The sequence below is a fragment of the Acinetobacter sp. YH01009 genome, assembly GCF_013420765.1.
Lineage (GTDB): Bacteria > Pseudomonadota > Gammaproteobacteria > Pseudomonadales > Moraxellaceae > Acinetobacter > Acinetobacter amyesii.
In genome coordinates, this window is the sequence record NZ_VOYE01000006.1 from 105,054 (window position 1) to 119,104 (window position 14,051).

A 14,051-nucleotide genomic window follows, 5' to 3' on the forward strand; every position below is an offset into this window, starting at 1 on the left:
GAGGCTGAGTCACGCGAGCTTAAATATGCTCAAAATCAATTCGGATAGTTTCAAAACGCACTCGCCCTTCGGCAATGGCTTGAGCAATCGCTTGTTGCCCTTTGGTCAAACGTGCGCCACCACTTTTAATATCAATCAGCACCACTTCGATGTCTTCAGCGAGTCCATCACCATCACGAAAGTCGGTATAGCCATCAAAAACCACATAATCGATCGGGTCACCGAGAAACTTTGCATCGCTAGGTAAATATTGAAATTCGGGCATGATCGGCGCCATTTGTTCGGCCATTTTGCCTTTTAAAACAGCACGACTGGTATTTACACTGCGTTTTTGTGCGTGGGCCAATGCCTGCTGATGTTCCAATTCTAGTTCTGCAATATATTGCTCATATTCTGCCTTTATCCTTCCATTGCGACTGCCACTTAAAATTAAGGTGGTCAGTACAATCCCAATACACGCGCCAATGAGCATGGCCATCCAGACAGACATTTAAAATTCCTAATCTTTTTAATATATTACAGCGAAACCTATAGAAAAAACTTAGACTTTGGTTCTTTGTCATATTCCCCGCATTAAACAATGATATGCTAGGGATGAGCAGAATAAAATCTATTTAGGTCGATGAAAACGATATTAATTGCCAATCAAAAAGGTGGTTGTGGCAAAACCATCACAGCAATCAGTTTAGCCTCTGCACTTGCGCAAAAAGGTTATAAAGTGGCCTTGGCAGATGCTGACAATCAAAAGTCTGCACGTCAATGGCTCAAACAGCGCCCAGAGACTGCAGCCCCAATTCAGAGCCTAGATTGGCGTCATGAAAAATCGATTGGTGATGTGCCGAAAGGGATTGAATATCTAATTATCGATGCACCGGGTGCGTTATCGGGTGAACATGCAGATCAGTTGGTGAGTGAAGCTCATGCCATCATTACCCCGCTACAACCATCTTTCTTCGACATCGACTCGACCCGTCGTTTTTTAAAGCATTTGCAAGAAATTAAACGGATTCGTAAAGGTAAAGTCCAAATCCTATTGTTGGCCAATCGTGTCAAACCCAATTCTGCTCATTCCAAAGAAATTCAAGATTTTTTCAATAAAGTTGAACAGCAGCCCGTTGCTTGGATTTCTGAACGTACCGCTTATGGTCAACTTGCCATGCAAGGTCTTTCGGTTTTTGATAAAACGCAAAAAATGTACCTCGGCATGCAGCAACAATGGCAACCTGTGCTCAATGCCATTATTGAAGACGAAGCCGAGTGGTTTTAACCCATCATTCCACATTTTGCTGATATAAAGGTCAATCTTGCAAGGATCTAGCCTGAAAGATATTCACCATAAGTTAACAAGCTCTCGTTTTCGGGAGCTTTTTTTTCGGTTAAGATTGAACACAACATGATGAAAAAATCAGAGCACGCATTGCCAACGTTCGCACCTACATTACAAAAAGTCTTATTGTTCGGATTATTTTTTATCCTGATTTTTTTGAGCTTTAGCGTACTCAAATACTTTATTGTGCCCGTCGTTTGGGCAGCGATTATTGCTTATATGACTTGGCCACTGTATCAATCGGTGCATCGTTTTTGTGGCAATCGTGCAAATCTAAGTGCGGCGCTGATGATCTTACTGGTGGTGCTCGTGGTGGGTCTGCCGGTGATTTTTGCGATCTTCTTGCTACAACATGAAGGCCGTAACTTGTATTTTGAATTACAAAAGCAAGTTTTCTCTGGTCATGTCAATGTGCCTGATTTTATTCGCCAACTGCCGTTTATTGGTAAAGAAGTCAGTCGTACCCTACATGAGCTGAACAATGACCCAAACAGTATTATTCAATCAGTACAAATTTGGATTCAGGGGCATTTGAACTACGGTAAAGTTTTGGTCGGCGAAGTCAGTAAAAATATCTTTAAGCTGTGTTTTGCCGTGATGTCTTTATTTTTCTTCTATCGTGATGGTCAAACCATTTTAAGTCAGGTCAGTAAAGCCCTCGAAATGGTCATTGGGCCACGTATTCATCATTATCTTGCCACTATTTCGGATACTACACGTGCCGTAGTGTATGGCATCGGTCTCACCGCCATTGCCCAAGCTTTACTTGCCGGTCTCAGCTATTTTGTCGCCGATGTGCCTAACCCAATGTTATTAACCATCATTACCTTCATGTTGGCACTGATTCCGTTTGGCCCACCAATTTCATATACCGCTGTGTCGTTGTGGTTATTTTCACAAGGTCAAACCATTGAAGCAATTGGCGTCATGGCTTGGGGTGTTTGTGTGGTGAGTACGGCCGATAACGTGATTCGTCCTTTAGTAATTTCAGGGGCAACGCAGATTCCATTCTTATTAATCATGTTCGGTGTTTTAGGTGGTATCGCCAGTTTCGGTCTTGTTGGTTTATTTATCGGGCCAGTGATCTTGGCTGTATTGTTAGCCATTTGGCGTGAATGGTTGCATGAAACCCAAATTGAAGCCGTCATGATGCCCAAAGCAACGTTGGCACATAACTTAGACAATATAGATGATAAGCCTGAACAACCTTAATTCAGGCTTGAATTCATTAAACAAATATTACAATCAAATACTTAAATTATCTGTCATCCTGTATTCGCATCTGTTTCAATGGTTGAGACTCCATAAAAACAGACAGGATGCCAAACATGTCTTCACTATTTAAATTCGGTGCGCTTGCTGCGGTCAGTGCCCTGATGTTTACAGGCTGTGCGAGTACCTCGACTTCAACAGGTCTGAATGCAAAAACCGTGACGGTCAATGCCGTGACTGCTCAAGGTATTGGTCAAAGCATCGGTCAAATTAACTTGGTTGATAGCCCTGCTGGCTTGGTTATTCATACCAATTTAACCCAGCTTCCTCCGGGTCCACACGGTTTCCATATTCATGAAAAAGGCTCTTGTGCCCCAGCTGAAAAAGATGGAAAAGCGGGTGCTGCACTCGCTGCGGGTGGGCACTTTAACCCTAAAGCGGCACCTCACCACGGTACACCGTTAACCGGTCACATGGGTGACTTACCGATCCTTCAAGTTCAAACGGACGGAACAGCAAAAGTGAATTTAATTGCACCGCGTTTGAAATTGGCGGATGTACAAGGCTTAGCCATCATGGTCCATGCTGGTGGTGATAATTACTCAGATGACCCTAAACCTCTAGGCGGTGGCGGTGACCGTATTGCCTGTGGTGTGATTCAATAATCGACCTTGCACATAGATTTGAATAAGCGGACTTTAAGTCCGCTTTTCTATTGAATAAAAATTGACAGTTCACAGAAAAAAGCTCAGTCTAATTTACAAAATCATTCGAATACTACAGAACTCTGTGAACACGCGACTCTCTTGGTTTCAACAGTTTCAATCCAGTGCAATCATTATGTATTGCCTGCAAATTTGTATTGTTTTGAGTGGCACCACGCTCGGATTATATTTTCTCGGTTTTCATAGTTTTATTGTTCCCGTCACCTTAGGTGCGATTGCCACCGCACTCACCGACTTTGATGACCGGCTCAGCATCCGACTGCGTAATTTGCTCTATGTCTGCGTACTCTTCTTTAGTGTCAGTAGTATTTTAGATTTTCTCTATCCTAATAAGCTGCTGTTTATCTTGTATCTTTCACTGTCCAGTGCAGGATTTATTTTATTGGGGGCTTTGGGGCAACGCTATGCCACGATATCTTTTGGCACGATTTTACTATCGATTTATACCATGTTCGGCTTGGGCGAATATGAGACCTGGTATTTTCAACCCAGTTGCTTTGTTCTAGGGGCTTTATGGTATGGCTTCACCTCAATTCTTTTTTACCTGATTAAACCCACCCTACCCGTACAGGACAATCTCTCGCGTTGTTTTTTACAAATCGCCGAAGTACTGAATGCAAAAGCACGCTTATTTGACCCAGATAATGTCAACAATGTGGAACACTTACTGTATGAATTATCACTCAAAAACAGTGATGTCATCCCGAGTTTAAACACGACCAAAGCTTCTTTACTCACCCGTTTAAAAGCATCAAGAGCCAATAAAAACACCATCTACTGGCTGAATTTATATTTCTTGGCACAAGATATTCACGAACAGGCCAGTGCGAATTATTTACACTACGAACAAATTCATCAAAATTTTAGCCGTACTGATTTAATTTTCCGTTTTCAAAAAAATATTCGATTACAAGCGCAGGCTTGCCAACAGTTGGCCTACTGTATTTTGCATCGACAGCCCTATCAGCCTGATCCGATTACTGCGCAAGCACTGGCACATTTGCATGCCTCTTTGCAGGAGTGGATGGCCAATAATCCGCAAAATATAGAAGTGAAAAATCTACAGCTGATCTTGAGTAATTTGGACAGTGTGCAAGAACGTTTTTCGCATGTGCAGGATTTAGATCATTCACAGCAACAGGCCTATCAGCAGCATATCGACAACCTCAATTTACTCGATGACGATATTCACGGCTGGCATGATTTATGGCTCAAACTGAAACAGCATTTGAGTCCCGAGTCTGCCTTATTTCGCCATGCCGTTCGCATCGCCTTTGTCTTTGCTATGGGCTATGCCATTTCCCTCTTGCCCTTTGCCAAAAATGGCTACTGGATATTATTGACCAGTTTATTTGTCTGTCAGATGCGCTATTTTGCGACCAAAAGTCGTTTAAAAATGCGGACTTTGGGAACCATATTAGGGGTCTTACTTGGCATTCCTATTTTGTATTTTGTGCCGAGTGTCGAAGGTCAATTACTACTGACGATTATTTTTGGCGTGTGCTTTTTCTATCTGAGTGCCAAAAAATATGCCATGGCGACCCTCATGGCAACCTTAATGGTCTTGCTGATTTTTAATTTAAAAGGCGCTGGTTATGCGGTCATTTTACCACGTATCGTTGATACCCTACTCGGCTGTTTTATTGCATGGTTCGCGGTGAATGTGATCTGGCCAGATTGGGACTTTCGCAATATTTCCAAGACCATTCAAAAAAGCTCTGCTGCGACCATGCATTATTTTGATGCCGTGGTTGAGCAATATCTCCATGGGAAAACCAATAGCATTGATTATCGGCGTGCCCGTCGTTCAGCCCATAATGCTCAGACTGAACTATCGAGCATGATTTCAAGTTTAAGTACCGAGCCTGAACCCGACCAAACTTTGATTCAACATGCTTTTCGCTATTTGGTCTATAGCCATAGTCAGCTCAGTTATATTTCTGCTCTGGGGAGCCACCGTGAACAGGTACAAGACCAACAAGTCCTTGAACTGCTGCAATGGTGTCAAAGCACCTTAGACGAGGTCTTAATTCAGCAAAAACCGCTCAACCCTGAGAAAATTCAGCAAAAACTTTTCGAAATTCAAACACTCAGCACTGAAGAAATGCGGTCTAATCACCTACAACTGGTGCTCAAGCAGATCAGTTTATTATTAGAAACATTAGCCGAACTGATTCAGCTCAGAACACAGCTAATTCAGGCGGAAATTAAATAAAATCATTTGGGACTCTTGATGAAAATGCTTAGTTTCGGTCTTAAACGCCTCATATTAACCACGATTGTGGCGACCTCATGTTTAGCTGCTTCTTCTGTTTTTGCAGCACCGACAGCACAAGATTTGAAGCGTATTCTGGAATGTCAGGCCGATTACGACACTTATCATGATACTTTGCTCGACTATGATAAGGCTCTGGGGCAATTGGGTTGGAAACGCCATGATGACCCACATCAACCGTTTATTTATATCTATAAAAATAAGCAGGCTGTTGAATTTTTTGGCATGCCGACCCAAGAAATTGGCCTGTCTTCAAATGCAGTATTCGCGATCTATCGCCAAGCCGATGTGAAAAAACTTGCCCAAAAATATGGCATTGAACAGCATCCGATGTTTGCCAATATGCCGTTTTTCCGTGGTGAAAAAATCCTACGTACGGAAGCTGAAACGGATGATCTGCATGCGATCAATCACAAACTAAGCCTGTCTGAAATGACCGGAAAAAGCCCGATGATTTTACTCGGCTGTAACTATGAATTTGATCAGGGTTCGATTGAGGATGCCTTAGCGGATCTTGAGGATTAACCCGAGCAGACGACTCAGAATTAACTTTAAAAACATTTACTTAGATTTAATATGCGGATCAATTATTTCAACAGGAACGCTTCGTTCCTGCTGTGCTTTCAGGTACACTCAAGACTGAAATCACTTTGAATTTAGAATTCGCATGAATATCAAGACTTTACGCTTTGTGGGCCTACTCGAAGGCATCTCCTTTTTATTATTGTTGTTCATTGCTATGCCAATGAAGTACCTGATGGATAATCCAATATTGGTCAAATACGTCGGTATGGGACATGGCGTCTTGTTTATTGCCTTCTTGGTGGTGCTATTTGTGGTCTGTGAAAAACAAAAATGGTCACTCAGTGTATTTCTAATGGGCTTAATTGCATCGATTTTGCCTTTTGGCCCGTTCATTTTCGATCGCAAATTAAAAAATGCAGAACAACCTGCAACATCAAATTAAGACGGTCTACAACAAATAAAAAAGCCCAATATTGTTCTACACAGCATTGGGCTTTTTCTATGATGGCATGAACTCGAATTTAAAATTCACCCGTCAATTTGCGCTGCCGCATAATATCTCGCACCACCAAGCGTGGTAGGCTGAACCACAAGATAATGAGGGTAAATCCCGCCAAACTATAGGCCCAAAGGCCAAAGTTTTCATACAGCACGCGCACGATTTCGATCACGGCAAAGAACGTCAGCATCATGATTACAGACACTGCCGCAGCCACTGTGCCCTTCGACATTTCAGACGACATTAAGGCAAAACGATAGAGCACAGAAAAGCTAATCCCTTCACCAAAACTGACCAAACTCATACCAAGAATGAGAAAGGTCAGAAAATAACTTTCAGTCATCGTCCCAATCACCACGAGGCTCGTCCCGAGTAACATCAGCGGTAGCCCGATCATCACAGACTGACCTAGAGGCAATTTATCAATGATTTTAATCAGGACAATATTACCGAGGATCAGACCGCCCAAAACAGGAAACTGTGCCATGCCATATTGCATGCTACTCAGTCCTAGCTGCTCCACCAATATCACCGGAGATAGCGCAATCCAGAGCATCAAAGGCATTGCCACCATCGGTAGGCCCAGTGTCAACGCCAAAAAGCGTTTGTTTTTTAATACCTGTATAAAGTCATCAATGATATAGCCCACCGGTTGCTTGGGGATGCTGATGTGCTGAGCCGGCATCTTGGCCTTTAAACCAAACCAACTCAGAAAAGATAGAAATGCGATTCCTATAAAGCCCCAATGCCATGACACGTGATCAATCATAAAAGCACCGAGGACAGGGCCGATCAGTGGTGCCAGTAGTGAGATATTGGCCATGATCGCCATGACTTTGATGGCATCACGCTCTTCAAAAGTTTCCTGAACAGCAGCATAGCCCACGGCAGAAATGACCGACAAACCAAAACCTTGTAAAAAACGCAACGTTAAAAAGCTTTCGATATTATGCGTGAGCAATATCGCTAGACAGCATAAGCTAAAGAACGCTACACCACCCAATAGGACTTTTTTACGGCCTAATCGGTCTGACAATGGCCCTAATATTGCAGCGACACAAGCACCTCCCAATAAGTAAAATGACATCGACGAGGGTGCCCATGCACTACTCACACCAAACTCTTGTGTAATCGCAAGCATGGCGGGTTGGACTAAGTCGTTGCCGATATAAACAGAAAATTCAAATAAAACCAGTGCCAAGGGAAACATGAAGGTGGCACGACTTAATTTTGTGGTTTGTACGTTTTGCATTGTTATCTACATATCAAATATGTGCTGTCGAGCTTGAAATGACAAATAGGGAGAGACACTTCAGCCCAATGACGAGCACTGTAATATTAATTTTAAAAATGAATTTGCGGCGTATCCGCCATATGTGCGTCGTATTCACAAGACGCTAGATAGAGATAAAATGAACTTCAACGAACCGATCTGTCGGTTTGAGTCCGACTATTTTAACAGTGTTTGCTGGCGTTGTATTGGTCTTTTTAAACTACCGCTTTTATGGTTTTTCATTGTCTGCTTTTTGGATAAAGCGACCTTGTTTTAGGTCCTCATAGGCTTGCATGACTTCTGCAAAATGATTCATCACAAAATAACCTCGCCCATAAATGGGCTCATTTAAAGGCTGCGCCGATAAATACAACATGTGGCTATCTTCGACTGCCGTCAATTCTACATTTTCACCTTGGCTCGACATAACTGCCATATGCTGTGCATTTAACGGTTCATCTGTTTCAGTAAATTTCAGCTTGCCCGAGCGTAAATATACCAGCGTGGTATCCCCTTCTTGTGCAGGCAGTGTGATGCTTTGATTTGCTCTGACAAAGACATCAAATACTTGCATAGGTGTATGTGTTTCTGCAGGGCCGTGGGCTGTTAAATATTGCCCGGCAATCACCCGTACATAACCTGCATTATCTGCTAAATCCACTACAGGAATACTGGCTTTGGCTAAGCTCTGATAGCGTGCAGGATTCATTTTATCTTTGGCAGGCAGATTGACCCAAAGTTGCAAGATTTCAAATGCTCCGCCCCGCTGTGCAAAGGCTTGGCTAAAAACTTCTTCGTGTTGTATTCCTGAAGCAGCAGTCATCCACTGCACATCGCCCTCACCAATGACGCCACCGCCGCCAGTCGTATCATGATGTTCAAGTTCACCTTTAAACACCAAGGTGACGGTTTCAAAGCCTCGATGTGGGTGTTCCAGCACACCTTTTTTCAGTTGGGTTGGTTTCAGCACCCCAGGCCCTAAATGGTCGAGTAATAAAAATGGCGAAACAGTATTGCCCAATTCATAATGGGAAAAAACTGAAGTCACTGGAGCAAAGTCACCGACAGGTGTGCCTGAATCATTGACGTGAATAAAAGCGAGGGTTTTCATCATACAATTGAAATCTGATCATGATTTGAATTCGGTTCAATATTATTAAAAACTATACGAACTCACGAGAAAATTTTTAGGATTGAATATTCTATGTTTAGGATGAAAATTAAGATACGCGGAAACTCATCCGCAACTGTCCGAGTCAGGACACATTCAATATGTAAAGTTTCTGCGACCTACACAATTGAAGATGGTATTTGACGAGTTTTGCGGATGAAAGATGGTTTTGCTACTTTTGCCGAAACAAAAGTAGATACGAGCTCCAATCATCGAATTTAAAATGAAAGGACCCCGTCATGCTGAATATTTAATAAGAAATTTAGACCTTAACTTTTTATAATTTAAGGACACTTCGCCGATTGGAAAGTCTTGGTATTTTTACCACGTTGGCACTGATATTCCTTTTGCGTATTTAGACGCTGCCAGTCACCATCCACCAATCTAAAACTATAAATAGTACGAATTGATTTCACCGAATCATCCATTAAACCCGTTTCAGTCACTTTCACCTGCCCCGCATTTGGCGACTCAACACGGTTAAAGTACTGACGAATTTCCACAGTCGACAACTCTTTACGCAAATCAGGACGTTCTTTTAATACCTGATCGAGTGGTGTAGCAGAAGAACCGACTTTAGACACAATTTTCTGCGTTGTCGCACAACCCGCCAACATCCCCACACACAATGCAGACACAGCAATTAAACGATACATAGAAGCAACTCAAATTTATTATTCAGACCTATCATGCCGAACATTTGTCCAAAACACTATTTAAGCAATGTAAAAGAAGTAGTCCATTCCACAAAATCAATGTGCTGTTTCTCATCCATAGGCGGCTACAAAGTCGTGCTATAACCATAAAAAAACGCATCTGAAGATGCGTTCTAGTACGTCTTTAAAAATTAAAGATCGAACAATTTACCTGGGTTCATAATTGCATTTGGATCGAATACTTTTTTCAATGCTTTCATATATTCGATTTCTTCTGCTGAACGTGTGTAATCGAGGTAAGGCTTTTTAGTCATACCCACGCCATGTTCTGCAGAAATTGAACCGTCATATTTTTTCACAGTTTCAAATACGTATTTGTTTACCACTTGGCATTTTGCAAAGAATTCATCTTTACTTAAATCCGCAGGTTTCAAAATATTTAAGTGCAAGTTACCGTCACCAATATGACCGAACCAGCAAATTTCAAAGTCTGGGTAGTTCGCTTCCACAATTGCATCAATTTCTTTAATAAATGCAGGCACATGTGTAATCAGAACTGAGATGTCATTTTTGTATGGTGTAAATGGTGCGATTGACTCTGAAATGTCTTCACGTAAACGCCATAAGCTATGTACTTGGTCTAAGCTTTGGCTCATCACGCCATCCAGTACCCAACCTTGTTCCATGCAATGTTCAAAGATTTCCATTGCCGCATCCATGATCGGTTCAAATGGTGCTTCAAACTCAAGTAATACATAGAACGGACATGGTGTTTCAAACGGACGTTGCACATGACCATTGTCCAATACTTTTTGCATCGCAAGTTCACCAAAGAACTCAAATGCAGTCAGGTCAATTTTCTTTTGGAAGGCGTGTAGAACAGGCATAATCGCATCAAAATCAGGCACACCGAGAACCAACACTTGTAAGTCATGGGGTTGGCGTTCAAGTTTGATTTCAGCTTCAGTCACGAGGCCCAAAGTACCTTCACCACCAATAAATAAGTGTTGAAGCGCATAACCAGTCGCGTTTTTGATCATGCCTTTGTTCAAGCGCAGGATGTCACCTTTACCTGTGACCACAGTCATGCCCAACACCCAGTTACGAGTCATGCCGTATTTAATCACTTTAATACCACCAGCGTTGGTACCAATGTTGCCGCCAATTTGAGATGAACCTGAAGATGCAAAATCAACTGGGTAGTACATACCTTGTTCTTCAGCATAGTTCTGAAGTTGTTCAGTCACCACGCCTGCTTGTACGCGTACCATACGGTCAGCTGGGAAGAATTCCAAGATTTGGTTCATCTTGTCCATGCTCACCACGATTTCACCGTTAGCAGCCACAGCACCCGCAGACAAACCTGTACGACCGCCACTTGGTGTGATCGCAACATTAAATTGGTTCGCAAGTTTTACAATTTGTTGAACTTGTTCTGTGCTTGAAGGGAAAACGACGACCGACGGGTTTGGATCGAAGTGCTTAGTATGGTCACGACCCCAATTTTGGAGACTATCCGCATCGGTTTTAATTCGGCTTTCGCCAACAATAGCGGTCAATTGGGTTAATAACTCTGGGGTTAAAGCGACTGGAGCATTCATCGTTTTCAGACCTTGCAAGAAGTAAACAAGTTTTAAAGGTCCAGACCTGATTCAGTCAAAATTGCGGCATCCGCATATTTCAAGGGAAAAAGCCTGAAACTGAGTGCATCAAATAGGCCATGAATAGGCCATGATGATTTTGAGCGGCACCATTATAAGCTATAACTGGGCTTTTTTTGACAAAACCCAAAGAAAAACGTGATTTCAAAATGTCACGAGGAATATGACCAAGTTAATTAGACCAAATCTAAAAAAATTGACTCATCATTCGCCAAAATAGCCATGACGTCGGTCATAAAGGAAATGTATATCAGGCGACTTCCTATGCTATTATATGCGCACTAAATTTGGCCTTTGTAGCGGAGCCGTAATGAGCCAACATCTTTCTTTACCTAAAGATAAAATTCGTTTCTTGTTGTTAGAAGGCGTTCACCAAAACGCAATCGACACTCTAAATGCTGCTGGATACACCAACATTGATTACCGTAAAACTGCGCTTGAGGGTGAAGCGTTGAAAGAAGCGGTTAAAGATGCTCACTTCATTGGTATTCGTTCACGTACTCAATTAACTGAAGAAGTTTTTGAAGCGGCGAACAAACTGATTGCTGTGGGTTGTTTCTGTATCGGTACAAACCAAGTGAACTTAAATGCTGCAATGATTCGCGGTATTCCAGTATTTAACGCACCATACTCAAATACTCGTTCAGTTGCTGAACTAGTACTTGCTGAAGCGATTCTATTACTTCGTGGTGTTCCTGCAAAATCTGCTTCAACTCACCGTGGTGGTTGGAACAAGTCTGCAGTTGGTTCATTTGAAACTCGTGGTAAAACTTTAGGTATTGTTGGTTACGGTTCGATTGGCTCGCAACTTTCTGTACTTGCTGAAAGTTTAGGTATGCACGTAATTTATTACGATGCCGTAACTAAACTTCCAATGGGTAATGCACGTCAAGTCGGTTCTATGGGTGAACTTCTTGCCAATGCAGACGTCGTATCTCTACACGTTCCAGACGTTCCATCAACTCGCAACTTCTTCGGCAAAGATCAATTTGCTCAAATGAAAGAAGGCGCAATCTTCCTCAATGCTGCACGTGGTACATGTGTCATCATTGAAGATCTTGCTGATGCAATCAAATCTGGTCACATTGCTGGTGCTGCGGTTGACGTATTCCCGAAAGAACCAAAAGCAAACGGTGAAGAATTTGTTTCTCCACTTCGTGGCTTAGACAACGTGATTTTAACCCCTCACGTAGGTGGTTCTACGATGGAAGCGCAAGCAAACATCGGTCTTGAAGTTGCTGAAAAATTCGTTGCTTACTCTGATAAAGGTATGACTTTATCTGCAGTGAACTTCCCAGAAATCGCCTTACCGTTGACTGAAGGCAAACACCGTTTACTTCATATCCACAAAAACGTGCCAGGCGTTCTTTCAAAAATCAACAACTTGTTTGCTGAACACGGTATCAACATCTCTGGTCAGTCTTTAATGACCAAAGGCGATGTGGGTTATCTTGTGATGGACGTTGATGCAACTGCATCTAAAGAAGCATTGGATACACTTCACGAAGTTGAAGGTACAATCCGAGTTCGCGTATTGTTCTAATCGCATTAGACACTGAAGCCACAGCCTTCGGGCTGTGGTTTTTTTATTGTTATAAACTTTTAAAATCTGGCTAGTGCCACTCTCCCGCTCTTCGAGTCATCGAAACAAATTTAGTTTATGCCAAATTTTAAAGTTGCACCGGCTGTCCAAGCACCGCTGATCTTGCTTATTGCCATGATCAGCATGCAAAGCAGCGGTTCCTTTGCCAAATATCTTTTCAGTCAATTTCCCATACTGACCGTTTCGGCCATGCGATTAATGCTAGGCGCTTTGATTTTGGCGATTATTTTTAAAGTTTGGCAGATCAATTTTAAACAAGTGAAATGGTCGTCGATCCTCAGCTATGGCTGTGCCTTAGCAGGGATGAATGTATTATTTTACTTGTCGATTGATCGTCTCCCGCTCGGCATTGCCGTCTCTTTTGAATTTATTGGCCCGCTCAGTGTCGCACTATTTGCTGCACGCCGAAAATTTGACTTTATTTGGGTCGGACTGGCTATTTTAGGCCTTATCCTACTTTTTCCTTTTGACCAAGCTGCACAAAGACTTGATCCCGTTGGCATTGCCCTCGCCCTTGGTGCAGGTGCCTGCTGGGCACTCTATATCGTGGCAGGTCAGAAACCTTCTGGCGTTTCAGGCAACCATACAGTTTGTTTAGGTATGTTTGTCGGCATGTGTATGCTTATGCCGATTGCATTATTTGTAAGGATTCCTGCGCATGCCTTTGAACCGATGAGTCTCCTCTATTTTCTTGCTTTAGCCACCTTGGCCAGTGCCATCCCCTTTAGCTTAGAAATGATTGCACTCCGCAATTTAACGGCGCTCAGTTTCGGAACGCTTATGAGCCTAGAACCTGCAATTGCGGCACTCTCTGGTTTTGTCTTTTTAAATGAACAATTACTTTGGACCCAGTGGTTAGCCCTTGCTGTCATTATCTGTGCCTCGATTGGCTGTACCTATACCACGCAAAAAGCCAAAGCCATTTAAATTCAAAATATGTTCCCATGACAATGGATGAACTACATGAATCTCAGACTCAATTTTTTGAATTCAAATTGAATCATGACGTGCTCAGTCCTGCTCTTACATCAGCCGAGCCATAGAATTTTAAATTCAAAATCCATCATGATTTGATCAAATGTTAAAATTCACTCAATTGTCAGCATTACCCGCTATACTGTACT

General features: G+C 42.4%; 13 protein-coding genes. 8 read left to right on the top strand and 5 right to left on the bottom strand.

Translation table 11 applies throughout. The annotated features are described in order from the left end of the window. Positions 1 to 19: 19 nt before the first annotated feature. Positions 20 to 490, bottom strand: a complete 471-nt coding sequence (locus FTT76_RS08170) for a Holliday junction resolvase-like protein (RefSeq protein ID WP_078192492.1) — start codon at positions 488 to 490, stop codon at positions 20 to 22. A 132-nt stretch (positions 491 to 622) separates the two neighbouring features. Between FTT76_RS08170 and FTT76_RS08175 the strand changes: the two genes are divergently transcribed. The 6 genes from FTT76_RS08175 to FTT76_RS08200 all read left to right on the top strand — a co-directional run bounded on the left by FTT76_RS08175 (position 623) and on the right by FTT76_RS08200 (position 6,506). Next, on the top strand, positions 623 to 1,267 hold the full coding sequence (locus tag FTT76_RS08175; RefSeq protein WP_180021560.1) for a ParA family protein: 645 nt from the start codon (positions 623 to 625) through the stop codon (positions 1,265 to 1,267). A gap of 150 nt (positions 1,268 to 1,417) precedes the next feature. Beyond that, a complete protein-coding gene (locus tag FTT76_RS08180; RefSeq protein ID WP_180049315.1) occupies positions 1,418 to 2,539 on the top strand; it encodes an AI-2E family transporter in 1,122 nt (373 codons plus the stop codon). Between the two features lie 116 nt (positions 2,540 to 2,655). Further along, positions 2,656 to 3,204, top strand: a complete 549-nt coding sequence (gene sodC, locus FTT76_RS08185; RefSeq protein WP_180026077.1) for a superoxide dismutase family protein — start codon at positions 2,656 to 2,658, stop codon at positions 3,202 to 3,204. A gap of 124 nt (positions 3,205 to 3,328) precedes the next feature. After that, on the top strand, positions 3,329 to 5,479 hold the full coding sequence (gene yccS / locus FTT76_RS08190) for a YccS family putative transporter (RefSeq protein ID WP_373686538.1): 2,151 nt from the start codon (positions 3,329 to 3,331) through the stop codon (positions 5,477 to 5,479). Positions 5,480 to 5,497: 18 nt separating this feature from the next. Beyond that, positions 5,498 to 6,064 carry a hypothetical protein gene (locus FTT76_RS08195; protein ID WP_180049227.1) on the top strand — a complete coding sequence of 189 codons (567 nt, stop codon included), beginning with the start codon at positions 5,498 to 5,500 and terminating at the stop codon, positions 6,062 to 6,064. A gap of 142 nt (positions 6,065 to 6,206) precedes the next feature. Next, complete coding sequence (locus FTT76_RS08200) at positions 6,207 to 6,506, top strand: DUF3817 domain-containing protein (protein WP_078189335.1); 300 nt, start codon at positions 6,207 to 6,209, stop codon at positions 6,504 to 6,506. A gap of 79 nt (positions 6,507 to 6,585) precedes the next feature. On the opposite strand, the gene FTT76_RS08205 is transcribed toward FTT76_RS08200, so the two are convergent. The 4 genes from FTT76_RS08205 to FTT76_RS08220 form a co-directional block, all read right to left on the bottom strand. Continuing rightward, a complete protein-coding gene (locus FTT76_RS08205; RefSeq protein WP_180049225.1) occupies positions 6,586 to 7,815 on the bottom strand; it encodes an MFS transporter in 1,230 nt (409 codons plus the stop codon). Between the two features lie 250 nt (positions 7,816 to 8,065). After that, positions 8,066 to 8,947 carry a pirin family protein gene (locus tag FTT76_RS08210; RefSeq protein WP_180026125.1) on the bottom strand — a complete coding sequence of 294 codons (882 nt, stop codon included), beginning with the start codon at positions 8,945 to 8,947 and terminating at the stop codon, positions 8,066 to 8,068. 344 nt (positions 8,948 to 9,291) lie between these two features. After that, positions 9,292 to 9,663, bottom strand: a complete 372-nt coding sequence (locus FTT76_RS08215; RefSeq protein ID WP_180160126.1) for a hypothetical protein — start codon at positions 9,661 to 9,663, stop codon at positions 9,292 to 9,294. Positions 9,664 to 9,854: 191 nt separating this feature from the next. Further along, on the bottom strand, positions 9,855 to 11,264 hold the full coding sequence (locus tag FTT76_RS08220) for an FAD-binding oxidoreductase (RefSeq protein WP_078189543.1): 1,410 nt from the start codon (positions 11,262 to 11,264) through the stop codon (positions 9,855 to 9,857). Between the two features lie 370 nt (positions 11,265 to 11,634). On the opposite strand from FTT76_RS08220, the gene serA reads away from it, so the two are divergent. Together serA and FTT76_RS08230 are read left to right on the top strand one after the other, a co-directional pair. Then, on the top strand, positions 11,635 to 12,867 hold the full coding sequence (gene serA / locus FTT76_RS08225; RefSeq protein ID WP_078192852.1) for a phosphoglycerate dehydrogenase: 1,233 nt from the start codon (positions 11,635 to 11,637) through the stop codon (positions 12,865 to 12,867). Positions 12,868 to 12,984: 117 nt separating this feature from the next. Then, positions 12,985 to 13,854, top strand: coding sequence for an EamA family transporter (locus tag FTT76_RS08230; RefSeq protein WP_180004763.1), 870 nt, complete (start codon positions 12,985 to 12,987; stop codon positions 13,852 to 13,854). The last annotated feature ends 197 nt before the right edge of the window (positions 13,855 to 14,051 follow it).

Coding starts and splice junctions, on each gene's coding strand:
- FTT76_RS08230 (WP_180004763.1), top strand. CDS start 12,985: ATGCCAAATTTTAAAGTTGCACCGGCTGTCCAAGCACCGCTGATCTTG.
- FTT76_RS08195 (WP_180049227.1), top strand. CDS start 5,498: ATGAAAATGCTTAGTTTCGGTCTTAAACGCCTCATATTAACCACGATT.
- FTT76_RS08210 (WP_180026125.1), bottom strand. CDS start 8,947: ATGAAAACCCTCGCTTTTATTCACGTCAATGATTCAGGCACACCTGTC.
- FTT76_RS08205 (WP_180049225.1), bottom strand. CDS start 7,815: ATGCAAAACGTACAAACCACAAAATTAAGTCGTGCCACCTTCATGTTT.
- serA (WP_078192852.1), top strand. CDS start 11,635: ATGAGCCAACATCTTTCTTTACCTAAAGATAAAATTCGTTTCTTGTTG.
- FTT76_RS08220 (WP_078189543.1), bottom strand. CDS start 11,264: ATGAATGCTCCAGTCGCTTTAACCCCAGAGTTATTAACCCAATTGACC.
- FTT76_RS08200 (WP_078189335.1), top strand. CDS start 6,207: ATGAATATCAAGACTTTACGCTTTGTGGGCCTACTCGAAGGCATCTCC.
- FTT76_RS08175 (WP_180021560.1), top strand. CDS start 623: ATGAAAACGATATTAATTGCCAATCAAAAAGGTGGTTGTGGCAAAACC.
- FTT76_RS08170 (WP_078192492.1), bottom strand. CDS start 490: ATGTCTGTCTGGATGGCCATGCTCATTGGCGCGTGTATTGGGATTGTA.
- sodC (WP_180026077.1), top strand. CDS start 2,656: ATGTCTTCACTATTTAAATTCGGTGCGCTTGCTGCGGTCAGTGCCCTG.
- FTT76_RS08215 (WP_180160126.1), bottom strand. CDS start 9,663: ATGTATCGTTTAATTGCTGTGTCTGCATTGTGTGTGGGGATGTTGGCG.